The organism is uncultured Maricaulis sp., assembly GCF_963976135.1.
In the GTDB taxonomy this organism is placed as follows: domain Bacteria; phylum Pseudomonadota; class Alphaproteobacteria; order Caulobacterales; family Maricaulaceae; genus Maricaulis.
The window spans coordinates 1-18,276 of the sequence record NZ_CAXBKN010000016.1; the positions used below are offsets into that span (position 1 = coordinate 1).

General features: G+C 60.5%; 14 protein-coding genes. 7 read left to right on the plus strand and 7 right to left on the minus strand.

Going from position 1 to position 18,276, the window contains the following annotated elements:
- The 5 genes from AAC023_RS03625 to AAC023_RS03645 form a co-directional block, all read right to left on the minus strand.
- Positions 1 to 2,593: CusA/CzcA family heavy metal efflux RND transporter (locus AAC023_RS03625; RefSeq protein ID WP_339738220.1), on the minus strand; the 2,593-nt coding region annotated here is incomplete at its 3' end.
- Positions 2,590 to 4,092: an efflux RND transporter periplasmic adaptor subunit gene (locus AAC023_RS03630; RefSeq protein ID WP_339738222.1), complete on the minus strand. Its 1,503-nt coding sequence runs from the start codon at positions 4,090 to 4,092 to the stop codon at positions 2,590 to 2,592. The genes AAC023_RS03630 and AAC023_RS03625, both read right to left, overlap by 4 nt.
- Positions 4,089 to 5,360, minus strand: a complete 1,272-nt coding sequence (locus tag AAC023_RS03635) for a TolC family protein (RefSeq protein ID WP_339738224.1) — start codon at positions 5,358 to 5,360, stop codon at positions 4,089 to 4,091. The genes AAC023_RS03630 and AAC023_RS03635 overlap by 4 nt, the downstream gene beginning before the upstream one ends.
- A gap of 215 nt (positions 5,361 to 5,575) precedes the next feature.
- Positions 5,576 to 6,349, minus strand: coding sequence for a copper resistance protein B (locus AAC023_RS03640; RefSeq protein ID WP_339738226.1), 774 nt, complete (start codon positions 6,347 to 6,349; stop codon positions 5,576 to 5,578).
- Entirely contained in the window at positions 6,349 to 8,223 is a 1,875-nt protein-coding gene (locus AAC023_RS03645; protein ID WP_339738228.1) for a copper resistance system multicopper oxidase, read from the minus strand. Before AAC023_RS03645 ends, AAC023_RS03640 begins: the two co-directional genes overlap by 1 nt.
- Positions 8,224 to 8,711: 488 nt before the next feature.
- Between AAC023_RS03645 and AAC023_RS03650 the strand changes: the two genes are divergently transcribed.
- The 7 genes from AAC023_RS03650 to AAC023_RS03680 all read left to right on the plus strand — a co-directional run bounded on the left by AAC023_RS03650 (position 8,712) and on the right by AAC023_RS03680 (position 16,606).
- Positions 8,712 to 9,353, plus strand: a complete 642-nt coding sequence (locus AAC023_RS03650) for a TetR/AcrR family transcriptional regulator (RefSeq protein ID WP_339738230.1) — start codon at positions 8,712 to 8,714, stop codon at positions 9,351 to 9,353.
- A complete protein-coding gene (locus tag AAC023_RS03655; RefSeq protein WP_339738232.1) occupies positions 9,346 to 10,341 on the plus strand; it encodes an HlyD family efflux transporter periplasmic adaptor subunit in 996 nt (331 codons plus the stop codon). The genes AAC023_RS03650 and AAC023_RS03655 overlap by 8 nt, the downstream gene beginning before the upstream one ends.
- Positions 10,313 to 12,052, plus strand: coding sequence for an ATP-binding cassette domain-containing protein (locus tag AAC023_RS03660; protein WP_339738234.1), 1,740 nt, complete (start codon positions 10,313 to 10,315; stop codon positions 12,050 to 12,052). The genes AAC023_RS03655 and AAC023_RS03660 overlap by 29 nt, the downstream gene beginning before the upstream one ends.
- Positions 12,049 to 13,194: an ABC transporter permease gene (locus tag AAC023_RS03665; RefSeq protein ID WP_339738236.1), complete on the plus strand. Its 1,146-nt coding sequence runs from the start codon at positions 12,049 to 12,051 to the stop codon at positions 13,192 to 13,194. The genes AAC023_RS03660 and AAC023_RS03665 overlap by 4 nt, the downstream gene beginning before the upstream one ends.
- Before the next feature lie 2 nt (positions 13,195 to 13,196).
- Positions 13,197 to 14,303 carry an ABC transporter permease gene (locus tag AAC023_RS03670; RefSeq protein WP_339738238.1) on the plus strand — a complete coding sequence of 369 codons (1,107 nt, stop codon included), beginning with the start codon at positions 13,197 to 13,199 and terminating at the stop codon, positions 14,301 to 14,303.
- Positions 14,304 to 14,651: 348 nt separating this feature from the next.
- Positions 14,652 to 15,179 (plus strand): ubiquinol-cytochrome c reductase iron-sulfur subunit, encoded by a 528-nt coding sequence (gene petA, locus AAC023_RS03675; RefSeq protein WP_339738239.1) that lies wholly within the window; start codon positions 14,652 to 14,654, stop codon positions 15,177 to 15,179.
- 329 nt (positions 15,180 to 15,508) lie between these two features.
- Entirely contained in the window at positions 15,509 to 16,606 is a 1,098-nt protein-coding gene (locus tag AAC023_RS03680) for an acyltransferase (RefSeq protein ID WP_339738241.1), read from the plus strand.
- Between the two features lie 221 nt (positions 16,607 to 16,827).
- On the opposite strand, the gene AAC023_RS03685 is transcribed toward AAC023_RS03680, so the two are convergent.
- The gene (locus AAC023_RS03685) at positions 16,828 to 17,349 is read right to left on the minus strand and encodes a cytochrome c (RefSeq protein WP_339738243.1); all 522 of its coding nucleotides are present in this window, start codon (positions 17,347 to 17,349) and stop codon (positions 16,828 to 16,830) included.
- Entirely contained in the window at positions 17,333 to 18,220 is an 888-nt protein-coding gene (locus AAC023_RS03690) for a DMT family transporter (RefSeq protein WP_339738245.1), read from the minus strand. Before AAC023_RS03690 ends, AAC023_RS03685 begins: the two co-directional genes overlap by 17 nt.
- Positions 18,221 to 18,276: the final 56 nt, after the last annotated feature.

Genomic DNA, 18,276 nt, shown 5'->3' on the forward strand with positions numbered 1-18,276 from the left:
GCTTCGCCTTCGCGCGCTCCATGAACTCATACTGGCCGGACCAGCTGATCGAATACCCCGGTGGCAGTACCAGTTCGTCGGCCAGGATGCGCTGGGCGTCGGCGACATAGGTGCCGATATCGACATCGGCGATATCGACATAGATCCAGCCGTTCGGTCGCGCATTCTCGCTGCGGATGACGCCGGGTCCGGCGGCAATGGAAATGTCGGCGATACGTCCGAGCGGGATTTGGGCCCCGGTCGGCGTGATCACTGGTAACGATCTGAGCTGTTCCGGCGAACCGCGATAATCGCTCGGATAGCGAATATTGACCGGGTAGCGTTCCTGGCCCTCGACGCTTTCGGTCACCGTCATGCCGCCGATCGCGGTGCGGATGACATCATGGACATCGGCGACGTTGAGACCGAAGCGTGCGGCCTCCAGCCGATTGAGGTCGATATCAACAAAACGTCCGCCCGTGACTCGCTCGGCATAGACCGAGGCGGTGCCGGGAACGCCTTCGATAATGTCCTCGATCTGTTGGCCGATCTCGGCGATGACGGCCAGGTCAGGCCCGGCGATCTTGATGCCGACCGGTGTCTTGATTCCCGTTGCCAGCATGTCGATACGGCCGCGGATCGGCATCACCCAGGCATTGGTCAGGCTGGGAATGTCGACCAGAGCATTCAGTTCGGCGCGAATATCGTCCATCGTTATGCCCGGACGCCACTCCTCGCGCGGTCGCAGCTGAATGGTAGTTTCGATCATCGACATCGGTGCCGGATCGGTGGCGGTCTCGGCGCGGCCGGCCTTGCCATAGACGGTCAACACTTCGGGCACGGTCATGATCAGGCGATTGGTCTGCTGCAGCAGCTCGCCCATCCGGCCCGCCGAGGCAGCCGGGTAGGCACTGGGCATGTAGAGAATGTCGCCCTCGTCCAGATCCGGCATGAACTCGCTGCCCATGCGCGACAACGGCACCGCGGAGCTGGCCAGCACCAGCACGGCCAGACCGATCATCGCCCAAGGGTGGCCCAGCACGAGTTTGATGAAGGGCCGGTAGCCGGCGATCAGGATCCGGTTGACCGGATTCTTGTGTTCCGGCGTGATCTTGCCGCGAATGAAAATGCCCATCAGCACTGGCACCAGCGTCACCGACAGGCCAGCGGCCGCCGCCATCGCATAGGTCTTGGTGAAGGCGAGCGGGTGAAACAGCCGCCCCTCCTGCGCTTCCAGGGCGAAGATTGGCACAAAGCTGAAGGTGATGATCAAGAGCGAGAAGAACAGCGACGGCCCAACCTCGGACGCGGCATCGCCGACAATGCGCCAGCGGTTCTCGGGCGTCAGCGGTTCGCGCTCGATATGCTTGTGGAGGTTTTCGATCATGACGATGGCCGCATCGACCATCGCACCGACCGCAATCGCGATCCCGCCGAGCGACATGATATTGGCGTTCATGCCTTGCGCATTCATGACGACGAAAGCGGCCAAGACACCCAATGGCAGACTGAACACGATCACCAGCGAGGAGCGGATGTGAAACAGAAAGATCACGCAAATCAGGGCGACGACAATGAATTCCTCGATCAGTTTCTCGCTCAGCGACTCAACCGCCCGCTCGATCAGTCCCGCCCGGTTATAGGTGGTGACGATCTCGACGCCGTCAGGCAATGAGCCGCGCAATTCGTCCAGCCGGTGCTCGACCCGTTCAATCGTCGCCTGCGCGTTCTCCCCGAAACGCATGATAATGACGCCGCCGACCGCCTCGCCCTCGCCATTCAGCTCACCCAGCCCGCGGCGCAATTCCGGCCCGATGCGGATCTCCGCGACGTCGGACAACAAGATCGGCGTGCCGGTATCGCTCAATCCGATCGGGATCGCCGCGAGATCGTCAATCCCTTCGATATAGCCCGAGGCGCGCACCATGTACTCGGCTTCGGCCATCTCGATGACACGCCCGCCGCTTTCCTGATTGCCGCGCTGGATCGCCATGCGCACATGCGACAGCGGGATGCCATAGGCGCGCAGCCGGTCGGGATCGGCGACCACCTGGTATTGCCGCACCATGCCGCCGATCGTGGCGACTTCCGAGACGCCTTCGATGGTTTGCAGTTCGAATTTGAGGAACCAGTCCTGGATCGAGCGCAATTGCGCCAGATCGTGCTGTCCGGTCCGGTCGATCAGCGCGTACTGGTAAATCCAGCCGACCCCGGTTGCATCCGGCCCGAGCGCCGGCGAAGCACTGGCCGGCAGGTTGGGGGCGACCTGGCTGAGATATTCGAGCACCCGGGAGCGGGCCCAGTAGAGATCCGTGCCGTCCTCGAAGATGATGTAGACATAGCTGTCATTGAAGAAGGAATAGCCGCGCACCGTCACCGCGCCCGGCACGGCCAGCATGGCGGTGGTGAGCGGATAGGTGACCTGGTCCTCCACCACTTGCGGCGATTGTCCCGGATAGGTGGTCTTGATGATCACCTGGACGTCAGACAGGTCGGGGATGGCGTCCAGCGGCGTGCGCGACAGCGAAAATGTTCCATAGCCCGCCAGCAGCACGGCAAGAATGAGGACGATCACCCGATTGGCGATCGACCAGCGGATGAGCGAGCCGATCATGGCTGGTCACCTTCAGGCGCGGTCTCGGCAGCGATGGAGCCGACCTGCCAGTTCGCCTCTCCGGCATCCATCAGTTCAAACGCGACATTCATTCCCGGCTCAATGCTCGACAAGTCGACGCCAGGCATTGCGTTGAACATGGTTGTGCCAGCTGGACGGCCCAGTTCGACAATGGCCCCGTGTTCGATTTCGATCATGCCATGGTCGCGCATGAGCGAGATGACTGTGCCGCGCGAGACGATGCTCATCGGCATAACGTCGCCCGGCGGTACGGGCTCATGGATAATGACCCCTGGCGGGCTCATTCTGAGCATCGCGCCCTGGATGCTCGCTTCGGAATCGAGCAGGAACTGGCTGGACACGACGATCCGCTCACCGGCGGCAAGCCCGGACAGAATTTCCACCATGCCGCCGGATTCGGCGCCAGTTACGATGCTGGCTGGCCGAAAATGCCCATCGCCCTCGGCCAGAATAACCCGTTCCGATTGCCCGGTGCGGATCACCGCCTCAAGCGGGATCTGGAGCACATCGGTGCGCGGCTCGGTCTGGATGGCGACATTGAGATACATGTCGGGCCGCAGCGCACCGTCGGCATTGTCGAGCCGAATGCGCACCGGCACGGACCGGCTTTGCGGATTGACTGTCGGATAGACATATTCCACTTCCCCAACCCACTCACGGCCGGGCAGTGAGCGTGTTTCCAGCCGGGCCTGATCGCCGGCGCGAACCCGCTGAGCATCGTCCTCGAACACATCGGCCATCACCCAGACCGTGCCCAGATCGCTGACAGTCATCAGCTGACCTCCGGGGCGGACGAAGGCGCCGTTACGGATGGAAATGGCGATGACGGTTCCGTCCTGCGGCGCACGAATGGCCACGGTGCGACCAGCACTGCCGCGTCGGCCCAGCTGGGCGATCTGGTCCGGCTCCATCCCCAAGGAGACCAGGCGCGATCTCGCGGCCTGCAACAGGGCTTCGCGCCCGATCTGTGCGGCCTGGAGGTATTCGGCCTGGGCCGTGGCGATCGCCGGAGAATAGAGTTCAAGCACCACCTGCCCTCGGGTCACGCGGTCGCCGATGGCGGACACGGGCAGGTTCTCGATCCAGCCTTCAGCTCGGACATCGACCATTGAGGTCAGACCATCGACCGGTCTGACATATCCGACTGTGGACAGAGTACGGTGGAAGCCCCCCCGAATGACGACATCCGTGCGCACCCCGATATTGTTCTCGACAGCGGGGCTGATGCGGATGGCGCCGTCGTCGGACGCTGTGTCATCGCTCTCATAGACCGGGACCAGATCCATCCCCATTGGTGATTTGCCCGGACTGTCGCTACGAAACGTTGGGTCCATCGGGGCGGCCCAGTAAAGCACGCGGGGTTCATCGGAGGATGCCACGCGATCTGCTTCTGGCTTGAGCACGGCCATCAGACCAGCCCCTCCCACGAGACCGACGAGCAGCAGGGCGAGAGCAATGAAAAGGTTACGGGTATTCATGAGGGATCTCCGGCGAGAAACATGAGCCGGGCCTGGGCTTTAAGGGCATCGACCTGGGTTCGGTAAAGGGCAAGTTCGGTATCGAGCAGTGCGAGTTCGGCGCGGACCAGCTCGGCGAAGTCAGCCCGCTCATTGCCATAGGCGAGCAGGACAGCCTGCGCCGTCTCGCGTGAGCGCGGCAGCACATCGGTGCGATAGAGCGCAACGGTCTGGGTGAATTGCCGGAAACTGGCATGGTTCGCTGCCAATTCGCGGTCCATCTCCAGCAAGGTCGAATCACGGCTGAGCACTTCCGCCTCGCGCAGGCTACGGGCCGCCGCGACCCCTGCATCCTGACCGCTATGTCCGAATAGCGGCATCTCGACGCTGACGCCGATGGAGGCCAGATCGGAGCGGCTGTCGCGAAGGCCATAGCCGGCCTCCAGAGAAAACCCGGGCCGGTAGCGCTGCTGGGCCAGTTCCACACCGCGATCGCGCGCCGAGATGCGGGCGTCCAGGATGGCGATCGCCGGATGGCGCACCAATTGCGCCCGCATCGCATCGATTTCATCCGGAGCCGGCAAAATCGGCGTTTGCGGCGTCAGGGGCCGTGCCGCGACCTGGTCGCCAAGATAGCGGGCCAGTGCGGCCCGCGCGACCTCGCGACTGCGCTCGATCTCGACCAGGCGCGTCGTCAATGTTTGAAGTTCAAGATCAATCCGGATCACATCGTGACTATTGCGATTCCCCGCGCCAAAGCTGGCCGAGGCGATCTCGCCCAGCTGTCCGACCGCATTGCGATGTTCGATGATCATCGCTGCGGCCCGGTCCAGATAATATAGTTCCAACCAGGCTTCACGGATGCTCAGACGGATGCGCCGGCTTTCCAACGCCCCCGCCGCACGCGCCGAGCGCGCTTCCCACTCGCGGATTTCCCGCGAGAGGCGCCGCGAATCGCCACGCGGAAACATCTGGCGAATGGAGACTTGAGTCTGGGTCATGCCCTCACGGTTCAGGTCAAAATCGCTCAACCGGATATTGGCCAGACCAACCCGGAGCATCGGATCGGGCAGAGCCGCATCGGCGATCCCCTGACTGTCAAGCGCCTCGGCGCGGGTGCGCCAGACCTCAACGGAGGGTTCTTCGACCTGTCCGGCCAGCAGCACGGCTTCCGGCAGGGACAAGGGATGGTCCTGGGCCTGCGCGAGACCGGCGGTGCCAAATACGAGCGCCGTTATGGCCGCGCGAGCGAAGGCGGAAGGGAACATGTCATACTCCTGATCACTCATCTAACGAGCGCTCTCCTGAACAACGCGAACGGATGCCCGTGGAGAAATGTTGGGGACTCTTCGCTGCATCACGCGGCGAAATCAGTCCGGTCGATCTGCCGTCAAGGGCGAACCACAGGACCGATCCTCGCCGCGCGCGTTGTGAAAGCTACTCTGATTGGTTCAATTGTCATGGCGAGCACATTCAAGGCCGTTCTGTTGATTTGAGAAAAGGGTCAAAACCAGACCCGCAAGCCTGCAACTAGGGCGGTTGTGTCCTGATCGGCGCCAGCCGCTCGGGCATAGTCGGCAGTGTCGCCAAGTTGACGTGTCCACTCCACCCCGACATAGGGCGCAAATTGCCGCACGATCTCATACCGCAGACGCAAGCCGGCCTGGATGTCGGTGAAGCCGCTTCCGGTATCAAGATCGGGGATCGCATCTGCAGACCAGGATACCGCCGCTCGCGGCTGCAGTATGAGACGCTGGGTCAGCAAAAGCTCATATTCAACCTCAGCTGCGCCGGTCAGCTCACCTTGATCGGATAGGTAGGTCGCGACATCAATTTCGAACCAATAGGGGGCGAGACCTTGTATTCCAAGCACGGCATGGGTGCGCCCATTGCCGGATTCGAAATCATGGGCGAGACCCGTTTGCACATCAAAATATGGTGAGATCGCCCGCGACCAAAGAGCTTCCAACCGCGCCTCGTCGAACGCACCGCTGTCGAGGTCGTACGCGGCGTCGCTTTTGATCCACAACCGGTTCAGGCGCCCACCATACCAAGCGTTGATGTCCCATGCCAGACTCTGCGTTTCGTCATCGGACCGGTATTCAAACCTGTTCGCCTGGAAGTAGAACTGCCGCTGTCCTCCAGTTTCGTGTCGCACCGCTTCAAGCGCTGCATTCATCGCCTCGGGCGGATAGTAGGCATCGGCATAATCCTGGGCGGCAACCGGGGCGCCAAACGCGATCATGCAGGCCAGCGCGGTCCATGTAGACGTTTTCATTATTGCGCTCCGTGATGCATGTGACGGTCGGAGCCTGCCGGTGCGCGAACCGAGACCACCTGAAACATGCCGGCGTGCATGTGATAAAGCAGGTGGCAGTGAAAGGCCCAGTCGCCCAGATGTTCGGGCGTGACGTCTACTGAGAGTTTCTCTCCGGGCTTGACGTTGATCGTGTGCTTGCGCGGTTTGTGACCGGTTTCGCCATTGACCACATCGAAGAACATGCCATGCAGATGAATGGGGTGAACCATCATCGTGTCATTGACCATCGTCAGGCGAAGCCGCTCACCCTGGGTGAACTGGATCGGCTCGACGACTTCGCTGAACCGCCTGCCGTCGAACGACCACATATAGCGTTCCATATTGCTGGTCAGATGGACCTCGATCTCGCGGGTCGGGGCGCGCTGATCAGGGTTGGGCTCCAGGCTGCGCAGATCCGTGTAGGCCAGAGCCCTGTGCGGAACGTCCTCCAAACCGGCGCCCGGTTCATGCAATCGGCTGACCGGTCGCATGGCGACACCGGCAACGCCGGGTCCGCGCGGGTGATCATGCGCCTGCATGCCGGCGGCTGATCCCTGGACGCCGTGCCCCATCGCTGCATGGTCCATCCCGGCAGGCGGGGCTGGCGGGAGGCTAGCGTCATGAGCCATTCCCGGCATTGAGCTGTGGTCCATGTCAGGCATCGCGCCGTGATCCATTCCCGGCATCGAGTTGTTGTCCATGCCCGGCATCGCGCCATGATCCATGCCCATATCGCGCATTGTCAGGGTTGGTCTCGGGCGCAGCGCCGGAACCGGCGCGACCATGCCCAGGCGCGGCGCCAGAGTGGCCCGAGCGTAGCCGCTCCGGTCGATCGTTTCACACATCAGCGTGTAGGCTTGGTCGTCCTGCGGGGTGACGATCACGTCGTAAGTTTCGGCGACCCCAATCTGGAACTCGTCGGTCTCGACAGGCTGGACGTCGAGACCGTCGGCCTGGACGACCGTCATCGGCAGTCCCGGAATCCGGACATTGAAAAACGTCATCGCCGAGGCGTTGATGAAGCGCAACCGGACACGTTCCCCGGGATTGAACAAGCCGGTCCAGTTATCATTCGGGCCGTGCCCGTTGACCAGATAGTCGAGCGTTGCCGATGTCGCGTCCGAGATATCGGTCGGGCTCATTCTCATGCCGCCCCACATCAGACGGTCGCGGAGCGCCGACATGAATCCCTCGCGCGACGCATCGCCGAAGAAATCGGGCAGTGTTCTTTGTTGGAAGTTATAGGTGTCACTTTGCGCCATCAGGCGCTGGAACACCCGATGCGGGCCCTCGAACGTGTAGTCGGACAGCACGATGACGTATTCCCGGTCATAGGTGACCGGATCACCGCCGCGCGGCTCGATGATAATCGGCCCGTAATGGCCCAGCTGTTCTTGCAGACCCGAATGGGAATGGTACCAGTATGTACCCGCCTGGCGAACGGGAATGCGGTAGGTGAAGGTCTCACCGGGCTGTATGCCGGGAAAGGTGACGCCCGGCACGCCATCCATCTCATTGGGAAGCAAGATGCCATGCCAGTGGATCGACGTGTCCGCATCGAGCCCATTGTGGACCCGAAGCGTGATGTCATCGCCTTCGCGCCAGCGCAACAAAGGGGCTGGAAGCTGTCCATTGACCGTAATCGCTGGGCCGCTCTGCCCGTCAATGCGAACCTGCGATCTGCCAATTTCCAGCAAGAATTCGGTGCCGGAGAGCGGGCGCAGACCGCCGAGATTGGCGTCGGGTCCGCTCTGCGCCCAGGCGGGCACCAGCGAACTCGCAGCCAGCCCGCTGCCGGTGGCAGCCGTAACCTTTAGGAAGTGACGTCGAGACAGCAAGGATAGCTCCAACATTCAACAAACAGGTGTGACCGTGCCTGCTACCCGTCGGCTTAGCCAAGGGGGAGACGGACAGCGTGCCAGGCAACAGGCGCGGTCATGAACGAATACGTCTGTACCTGGCCCTACCCCTCACTCTGAATGCAGGAAATCTCGAAAGCTCTCCCTGACGCGGGAGGAAAGGCGAATTCTGACCGGAGTTTGAAGTGACAAATTTTCCTGTGATCAGCCATTTGCCGTTTTCATCACCTTCTTTCACATGTGTCTAAACCTCAATGGTCGTCAGCGAATAAGTCCCGATGGGGCGATTTCCAATCAGTTCTGCCTCGTGATCGTGGGTGCGCGGAGAATTGTGCGGCTTGCTATCGCACGGACCTTATCACCGGGGCTTTGCGGAACGTGGCGATCAAATGACCGGTTTTTCCGTTCAGGGCTTGCGTCCGGTTTCGCCTCCCATTAGTACTGACTGACATGTCAGTCAGTACTAATGGGAGATTGGTATCGTGAACGACCCCTCGGCCGTGCGTAGTCCGACCAATATGCAACGGCGACTTCTCGATGCCGCCGAGGTCGTGTTTCACGAGAAGGGATATCAGGGTGCTCGGGTTTCCGACATTGTCGGGAATGCGGGTGTTGCCCAGGGCAGTTTCTACCTTCATTTCAGGAATAAGAAGGCAATTTTCCTGGAGTTGATTGATGGCTTCTTTGCGCACCTGATGGCAGAAACGCTTGACCGATATCCAGTCACTGCCATTGAAAACCAGGACGACTTGCGTTGTCAGCTGGAGGGAATCTGGTCGATACTGATCAAGTTCTGCCGGGATCATCCCGAACTCACTCGCCTCATCCTTGACGCACAATCTTCCTTGCCGCCGGAGGATCGGGTTCGCCTGTCAGCGCACTTTGACCGCATCGCCGGCGCGCTCGCCCTCTATATGCGGCATACAATTGCCGCAGGCTTGGTTCGACCGCTCAATCCGGACCTTGTGGGCTGGGTGGTTCTTGGAATGATCGAACGCGCGCTGCATTTTGCGGTCTTTGTCTCACCGCAATCGGACAGCCGGAGTCTGGCCAGAGATCTGACCGAGTTCGAATTAAACGGCTTGTTGTCGCGAACATCTCTGAAGGAGGCGTGCGATGACTAAAGGAATTCGATGGGCGGGATTCGCCCTCATCGGCCTGCTTGTTGTGCTCGCAATGTGGTGGCTCAATCGTTCCGAGCCCGAACACCCCACTCATCTGACGCTTTACGGCAACATCGATGTGCGAGAGGTCGATTTGAGTTTTCGTGTCCCGGGGCGGCTTGAACGAGTGAATGTCGATGAGGGCGCGCGCGTGTCCGGCGGCGATATCGTCGCGGTGCTAGAGCGGGCTGATTTCGACGACGCTGTAACCCTTGCCGAAGCTCAACTTGCCGCGCAACAGGCGCTGCTGGATGCGCTCGCCGCCGGCAGCCGCCCTGCGGAAATTGCCCAAGCCCGGGCCAATGTCGAACAGGCTCAAGCCGCTCTCGTTTTCGCGCAAGCCACGCTCGATCGCCAGCAAACGCTGGCTGAACGCAACATTGCCTCGCACCAGATTCATGACGAGGCGCAAATGCAGGTCGATTTGTCCGCAGCGCGCCTTCGCGTGGCGCAGCAAACCCTGATTCTGGTACAACAAGGTCCTCGCGAAGAAGACATCCGGGCGGCTCGGGCGCAACGTGACGCGCTGGAGGTTTCACTCCAGCTTGCGCATCGAAGGCTGGAAGATGCACAACTTATTGCCCCGAGCGACGGGCAAATCCTCACCCGCATCCGCGAACCTGGATCGGTCATTGCAGCGGGCGAACCGGTCTTCACGCTGACCTTGAATTCTACTGTCTGGGCGAGAACCTATGTCGATGAGCCAGATCTCGGCCATATCCACCCGGGCATGCCGGTCACCGTGACCACCGATTCAGGTGGGACTTATGACGGTCGCGTTGGCTTTATTTCACCGACCGCAGAATTCACACCGCGAACGGTGCAGACGCGGGAGCTGAGAACCAGCCTGGTGTATCGCGTTCGGATCGTCATCGAGAATTCGGATCTCGACCTGCGGCAAGGCATGCCCGTGACGGTCCATGTCGATCGCTCAATCAACAATGACTGATCCGCTCATATCCGTTGCCGGTTTGGGCAAATCCTTTCGCGTAGGCGATGTGCCGGCATTGCAAAACCTCACTTTTGACGTGCATGCCGGCGAGGTCACTGGCTTGGTTGGGCCCGATGGCGCTGGCAAGACGACTCTGTTGCGGCTGCTCGCAGGGCTTCTTGATCGGGATGCCGGCGCGGTGCGCGTGTGCGGTCTGGACCCCCGAAACAGCGCTCAGCGCCTACACGCTGTTCTTTCCTATATGCCGCAAAAATTTGGTCTCTACGAAGACCTGACGGTCATGGAGAACCTGAGCCTGTACGCGGACCTGCGCGAGGTTTCCGGCAAGTCGCGCACCGAGCGTTTCGAAACTCTTCTGGAATTTACGAACCTTCACCCGTTCACGGACCGATTGGCCGGCGCGCTGTCAGGCGGCATGAAACAAAAACTCGGCCTCGCTTGCTCGCTCATCCGAAAGCCCAGGCTTCTGCTCCTTGATGAGCCGAGCGTGGGCGTTGATCCCATTTCCCGGCGCGAGCTGTGGCACATGGTTCAAGGTCTGGTCGATGACGGGATCGGCGTCATATGGAGTACCGCCTATCTCGACGAAGCAGAGCTCTGCCCGCGCGTTCTCGTCCTGAGCGAAGGTCAGAAGATTTTTGACGGGATGCCGCAAGCGATGACCGAACCGCTGACAGGCAGGACATTTCACCTGACGGGCATGAAGGCGGGCCGCCGCCGGGCGCTCGACGATCTGCTGGCGAGCCCCGATGTCATCGATGGCGTGATTGAAGGGAAAAATTTGCGACTGGTAATTCGCGAGGGCGGTGATTCCGACACGCTCCTTGAAGCGTTCGCGAACACCAAATTGGTGCCGGTACGCCCCCGGTTCGAAGACGCATTCATGGATCGGTTGGGCGGTGCGAGAACGTCCCGGTCCCCCTTTCGAGCTTCGCCGGACCTTGCCAAAAGCGACCGGGATGCATCCATCCGGGCCGACAAATTGACGAAAGCTTTTGGGGATTTCGTTGCAGCGCGTGACATCAGCTTTGAGGTGGCGCGGGGTGAAATCTACGGCTTGATCGGCCCCAATGGAGCGGGAAAGTCGACGACTTTCAAAATGCTCTGCGGGTTGCTCAAGCCGACATCCGGACACGCCTCAATAGCCGGGTTCGACCTCGGCCAATCGCCCAGTGAGGCACGTGGGCGACTGGGTTATATGGCGCAGAAATTCTCTCTCTACGGCGACCTGAGTGTTCGCCAGAATTTGGATTTTTTTGCCGGTGTCTATGGTTTGACCGCGGAGCAGCGCGGCGCGACGGTCAGGCAAATGATCTCCACCTTCGATTTGAATGAACTGATCAATCAAAACGCCGGGACCATCCCGCTCGGCCACAGACAACGTCTCGCCCTGGCTTGTGCCGTGATGCACCGGCCGAATGTTCTCTTCCTCGACGAGCCGACATCGGGCGTCGACCCGAGGACACGGCGGGAGTTCTGGTCCCACATCAATGCACTTGCCGACAGCGGCACCACGATAATCGTCACCACACACTTCATGGAGGAAGCCGAATATTGTGACCGCGTTGGGCTGATCTACGAAGGGAATATGATCGCAGAGGGCAGCCCGGCGGCTCTGAAAGCCGCGGCTGGCGATCCGGGCATGACGCTGGAAAATGCCTTTATCCAGCTCGTCAGCGCATCACACCGTGACGGGGCTGCAGCATGAGCGATGATCCCACGCACGCGGTGTTCAGCGTCCGGCGCGTTCAAGGGCTGGTCCGCAAGGAGTTTCGCCAGGTGCTGCGTGATCCAAGCAATTTCGCGGTCGCGGTGATCTTGCCGGCCCTCTTGCTCTTCCTGTTTGGCTATGGCGTTTCGTTTGATCCGCGTCACTACAATGTCGGTCTTGTTGTCGAGCAAGCGACTCCGCAATCCGGCAGTTTCACTGCTGCGCTCACGAATTCTCCCTTTTTCGATGCAACATACGCGCGAGATCGACGCGTCCTTGAGCCTGCCCTCATTGCCGGCGACCTTCACGCCATCATCGTTCTGCCGGCGGACTTCGCCGACCAGGCGTACCGGAGCCATAGCGCACCGCTCCAGGTGATCGTCGACGGCAGCGATCCGAACACAGCTATTCTGGTTCAGGGCTATATCGAGCTGCTCTGGGTGAATTGGCTTGAGCAGGAGAGCTTGAGCCGCGGTGGAGCGATGATCACGCCGCCTGTCACCATCGAACATCGCGTCTGGTTCAATCAGGAATTGGCCAGCCGGAACTATCTCGTACCGGGTTCGATCGCCATTATCCTGACGCTGATCGGCTCATTGCTCACCGCGCTCGTCATCGCGCGCGAATGGGAGCGCGGGACCATGGAGGCGCTGCTTGCGACCCCCGTCAACATCGCCGAATTGCTGATTGGAAAACTCGCCCCATACTTCCTGCTGGGAATGGGTTCGATGGCACTTTCCACCGTGCTCGCGATTGTCGTATTCGACATCCCGCTGCGCGGCTCACCGGCGATATTGACCCTGGTTTCTGCGGTCTACATGCTGACTTCTCTGGGCCAGGGTCTGCTGATTTCCACCCTGACGCGAAACCAGCTCGTAGCAGCCCAGGTGTCCATTCTCGCGGCCTTCTTGCCAGCCTTCTATTTTTCCAATTTCGTTTTTGAAGTGGACAGTATGCCGGTCGCGCTGCAGTGGGTCAGCTATCTGGTCCCGGCGCGCTATTTTGTACCCTCGCTTCAGACGATTTTTCTGACGGGGGACGTCTGGCCGATTATTTTGCCCAACCTGGCGGCCTTGTCAGGCATAGCGCTGGTGTTTTTCGCGATCACGCTCCTCAGGACCCGTACACGGCTGGACTAGCTATGCTCACGCGCCTCTTCGCTTTGATAAAAAAGGAACTCCTGGCAAGTGCCCGCGACCGGCAAACACGTTTGGTCGTCCTGATTGCACCGCCCTTTTTGCTGCTCATCTATGTGTTTGCAATCACCCAGGACGTCACGAACATCTCGCTCGGCGTCGTTGATCGGGACCAGGGCCGGTATTCTCGCGAAATCCTCGACCGTGTTGTCGGTAGCTCGCGGTTCCAGGAGATCTTGTATTTTGAATCCGAAGCAGAGCTCGGTGCTGCAATCGATGCCCAACGCGTGCTCGTAGGTCTGCATTTTCAAGATGGTTTTTCGCGGCGGATCTTGCGGCGCCACTCTTCGAACTTCCAGCTCCTGCTGGATGGAAGACGTTCCAATGCCGCGCAGATCGTCTCTGGTTACATCTACCGGATCACCGAGAGTTACAATCTGGAACTCCTGGATGAGGCTGGGATTACAATGCCGACGGCCGTGATTTCGCGAACCTGGTTCAACGCGAATTCGGAACCGTTGTGGTCGGCGACACCGGCACTCTTTGCCGTACTCGCATCGATCGTCGGTTTCATGGTCTCCGCACTCGCAATTGCCAGAGAGCGTGAATTGGGAACATTCGAGCAGCTGCTCGTCTCCCCGCTGACGCCATTTGAGATTCTGATTGGAAAAACCTTGCCGGCGCTTCTGATCGCATTGGCCAGTTCGGCCGTCATGCTGGCGTTTAGCGTCTTTCTCCTCGACGTGCCGCTCCGCGGTGATCTTGCGGCACTCTTCCTCGCGATGGTCGTCTTCCTCTTGTCCATCATCGGTATTGGGCTCTTCATCTCATCGGTTGTTCGCACGCAGCAACAAGCGGTGATCGGTCTTTTTATCTACATGATCCCTGCCGTGCTGCTGTCCGGTTATGCAACGCCCGTGGCGAACATGCCCGACTGGCTGCAGCTTGTGACGCAAACTAACCCGATCACGCACTTCATCGTGATCTGCAAGGGCATTTTCCTGAAGGACCTGCCGGCCTCCGATATCTGGGCTCACACCTGGCCGATGATCGTTATTGCGATTGCGACGCTTTCGATCGGCACCTGGCTATTCAACCGCCGGCTAGAATAGCCGCGACCGGGCAGTGGCGGTGTTCCCGATCGGTGTATCCTTCCCCATCCAACGCCGGGCCGGGTGGTTGGGTCTCGGATTCGGTTCGCTTCCCCATCCTCAAAAATTCCCATGACATGTTCGCTCAACTTCGTCGACCACGCCGGTATTGGATCCAGATCGCGACGCCTCAGGACGCCGTGTCTCCATGTTGAGGGGAGGGGTGGACTGAGACGTAACACCTGTATCACCCGCAATCTGAACCGGGCCAAATCAGGGCTGGATCATCAAAATGGCGTGTGCAACCTGTTCGGCTCCGCGGCGATCTCCAGCGAGCCCAACCCCGCGCAAAGCCGCCGAGGGACTGTAATGGATGATACGACAACACGGCGAGATTTCATCTACATCGCGGCCATAGGCGGCGCGGTGATCGGCACGGGGCTGTCCGTCTGGCCATTCATTGATAGCCTTAATCCCGCTGCCGATACCCTGGCGGGAAGCAAGACAGAAGTCGACGTGTCGTCCATGCAGCTTGGTGAGCGATTGACAATCGCCTGGCGGGAACGGCCGGTCTTCATCGTAAGACGGACGTTGGAGGCAATGGGGCAGGCGCGCGCGGACGACAATGATGACACCCTCATCGATCCACAAAATGATGCTGACCGGGTGATTGATCCTGAATGGTTGGTCGTCATCGGCGTCTGCACACATTTGGGATGCGTGCCGCTCGGTCAGTCCAGCGGTGATAATCGTGGCCGGTTTGGCGGCTGGTATTGTCCCTGCCACGGTTCGGTCTACGATGTTTCGGGTCGCGTCAGGCGCGGTCCCGCGCCAGAAAACCTTGTGATCCCGCCCTATCAGTTTGTTGGTCCCGCGCGCATTCGCATTGGCAATTGAGGCCAGGACGCACCGCGCTCCACGTGGGTCTGGCCGGGCTAGTAACGCAAGCCATCGTTGACGGTCGTCGCCCGCACCTCGGTGCAATACCGGCAGACCCGCTCTTGTTTTGCCTCCTACCGTCGCGGCGCGACCTGGTTGGATCTGTGACATCCGCACAGGTCCGTTTTCTCGATTTGGGATGGAAATCACACTGGCAGGATCGAATCTGATCCAAATTTGGAACCCGAATTCTATCGAATCCACACTCTAGCCGTAAGGGCGGGTGGGCAGGGGCGGCCCGCTTTTTGCATCGCTGCGCCGGGGGACGGGCAGACGAGGACGAAGCGATGCGTGCGATCTTTCATTCCGGCCATGGCCGGCTCGAAGACAAGTCGAACACATTCACGGCCATGCGGATCGGGTTCGCACTGGTCGTCGTCTATGCGCATGCCGTCCTGATCCCGATGGGCCTGCCCTATCACGGCGTCTGGCCGGAGTTTGTCGACGCGACGGTGCAGCTGGCGCTCGACGGCTTCTTCATCCTGTCCGGCTACATGATCACCGCCAGCCTGCTCAACCGCCCGAACATGACCTCCTTCACCCTGTCGCGTGTGCTGCGGATCTTCCCCGGCCTGATCGCCGCCGTGCTGCTGATGTGGCTGGTGATCGGCCCGCTCTTCACCGAGCTTCCGCTCGGCGCCTATTTCAGCCAGGCCCAGACGCTGCAATTTCCGCTGATGGTGTTGTCGCAAGCCGACCCGATGGCCGGCCTGCCGCAAGTCTTCAACGCCTCCCCGATCGGCGGGACGATGAATGGCGCGCTGTGGACGATCCGCTATGAATTGCTCGCCTATCTCGGCGTCGGCCTGCTGGCTGCGGTCGGCCTCTACCGCAACCGCAGCCTGATCCTGGTCTGGGCCGGCCTCGCCGCTGCATTCGGCGTTCTCTATCAGATCACGGGCTATAGCGGCCCGGGCGACGATACGATCGGTTCGATGGCCCGTTTCGGCCCCGCCTTCATGATTGGCGCCGGCTTCTATGCTGCCCGTGACCAGCTGCCGCTTTCCGCCGGCTATGTCGGCCTGGCACTGCTCGCCGCCTTCGCCAGCCAGGGCACCGCAATGGGTCCGGTGATGCTGCAGATCGCCCTCGCCTGGCTCTATCTCTGGGCCGGCTTCCTCGATGTGCCCGGCCGGATCGGCAAGGCATTGCGCGAAGTCGAGGACGTCTCCTACGGCATCTACATCCTGCATTGGCCGCTGGGCATGATGGCCTTCGCGCTGATGCCGGGCCTCGGTGCCAACGCCCTGTTCGCGATCATGACCGTCAGCGCCATTGCCGCCGGCTGGGTGATGCGGGTGACGGTCGAGAAGCCGGCGCTGGCGATGAAACCTCGAGTCCTAGCTTTTCTCCGCGGTCCCGCTCGTTTGGCTGCCGCAGAGTAGACCGGGGGGGGAGCGACCTCGATTTCCGGCGTTGCCTGGACGTCAAAGACCCAATAACGCTTTTGAAAAATTCAGTGATCGGTTGCCGCTCGCGCCGCGCCGAATTGGCGCGGTTGGTCTTCAAGTGAATGCCAATATGAGCCGAGGGGCAGGTTTGGGCCGCCGATAAGCTGGTGACCCCCTTTGTCGGTGCCTGGTTTCCCATCCGACAGCAGGAATTGTTACTGCCGGGCAGCCTCGGTCATCTGGCGATGGCGGTCGCGAATATCGTCTGGCCATCGCGATTTGATATAAGCGAGCACCGCGCGGATCTCCGCGTCAGTCAGGATGTCTTCATAGCCCCCCATATCGGTTTCATAGTCTACCGGCAGCAAGGCGGCGGTGCCATATTTCACAATATCGAACAGCGTGCTGTCCGGGTGGTGCCAGGTATGCCCGGTTTCATCATGCGGTGGCGCAGGTAACCGCCCGTTTGGCAGCCGGCGCTGCCAATCAGCCTGTCCTTCCATATCGGCCCCATGACAGGACGCACAATTGGTCGCATAGAGCGGTTCACCCATCGTGACGAGCCGTTGATCACGCTCGTCTATTTCCATAGCCGCCGGTGAGGGCGGTCGTCTGGACGCGGTATCACTACCGGGTTTGATCATGAGCCAATAGCCGGTCCAACCGGCTGAAACGGCCGCGGCCAGTGCCAGGCCAACGAAGAGGGGCTTGCCGCGAGGCCTATTTGGATCGGTCATGGTTGGTCTCCCGTTCGGGCCAATTGGCGAGGGTCAAACCGCCGAGGACGATGATGATTCCCAGGAAGGTCATTGCGGTGAAACGCTCGCCGAAATAGGTCCAGCCAATGAATAAACCAATCACGGGCACCAGGAAACTGAAGGCATTGGCGCGGTTCAAATCCATCGTTCGCAAAACACCGGTCCATAACCAGTACGCCAACGCCGTGCCGGGCAATGCCAGGAAAAATAATGCGAGGCCAAACGATGCGGTAAATTCAAATGGTCGATCCGCCTCCATGACAAGGGCGGCCAGTCCCAGCGGGACCGCACCTATCAGCAGTTGGAGCCCCATCATAACCAGTGGATCTATTTCCCGGGAGATCTGCTTGATGAGTACATTGCTGCCGGAAATCCCAAGAATCGCGATCATCAGGAATGGCAGACCGAACGCCGGATCCGCGGTGTCCTCCGGATGTGCGTTGGTAAATGCGATCAGCGCGATGCCGGCAAAACCCGCGAGCAGTCCGGTCAGGAGTCGCGGGGATAAACGCTCCCTGAGAAAGATGACGGCCAGCACAGCCGCGATCAGTGGCTGGGTATTTGCCAGAACGGTCGCCAAACCGGGCGCGACCCACCGGCCCGCCTCAAACATGCCCCAGAAACCCAAGCTGGTCGCTCCGATTCCAATGCAGGCGATTTTCAACCAAACGCGCCGGGTCCGCGGCCACGGTTTGCGCAAGATGACGGCTGTCCCCAATAACACTGCGCCGGCCAGAATCGCTCTCATCGTCGCGAAACGCAGTGGCGAGACATCAACGCGCCCGACTTCGATCAAGGGAAAGCACAATGCCCAAAGAAAAAATACGAGAAATAGTCTGGCCAGGCTCATGATGTTGGCGCCCTTCGGGACGCCCTTGCTCTTTCAGCTTCCGATATCGGGAGCGT

Bases quoted from the DNA above. Each gene is read 5' to 3' on its own strand.
- AAC023_RS03630 (WP_339738222.1), bottom strand. From the start codon at position 4,092: ATGAATACCCGTAACCTTTTCATTGCTCTCGCCCTGCTGCTCGTCGGT.
- AAC023_RS03635 (WP_339738224.1), bottom strand. From the start codon at position 5,360: ATGAGTGATCAGGAGTATGACATGTTCCCTTCCGCCTTCGCTCGCGCG.
- AAC023_RS03640 (WP_339738226.1), bottom strand. From the start codon at position 6,349: ATGAAAACGTCTACATGGACCGCGCTGGCCTGCATGATCGCGTTTGGC.
- AAC023_RS03645 (WP_339738228.1), bottom strand. From the start codon at position 8,223: ATGTTGGAGCTATCCTTGCTGTCTCGACGTCACTTCCTAAAGGTTACG.
- AAC023_RS03655 (WP_339738232.1), top strand. From the start codon at position 9,346: ATGACTAAAGGAATTCGATGGGCGGGATTCGCCCTCATCGGCCTGCTT.
- AAC023_RS03660 (WP_339738234.1), top strand. From the start codon at position 10,313: ATGTCGATCGCTCAATCAACAATGACTGATCCGCTCATATCCGTTGCC.
- AAC023_RS03665 (WP_339738236.1), top strand. From the start codon at position 12,049: ATGAGCGATGATCCCACGCACGCGGTGTTCAGCGTCCGGCGCGTTCAA.
- AAC023_RS03670 (WP_339738238.1), top strand. From the start codon at position 13,197: ATGCTCACGCGCCTCTTCGCTTTGATAAAAAAGGAACTCCTGGCAAGT.
- petA (WP_339738239.1), top strand. From the start codon at position 14,652: ATGGATGATACGACAACACGGCGAGATTTCATCTACATCGCGGCCATA.
- AAC023_RS03680 (WP_339738241.1), top strand. From the start codon at position 15,509: ATGCGTGCGATCTTTCATTCCGGCCATGGCCGGCTCGAAGACAAGTCG.
- AAC023_RS03685 (WP_339738243.1), bottom strand. From the start codon at position 17,349: ATGACCGATCCAAATAGGCCTCGCGGCAAGCCCCTCTTCGTTGGCCTG.
- AAC023_RS03690 (WP_339738245.1), bottom strand. From the start codon at position 18,220: ATGAGCCTGGCCAGACTATTTCTCGTATTTTTTCTTTGGGCATTGTGC.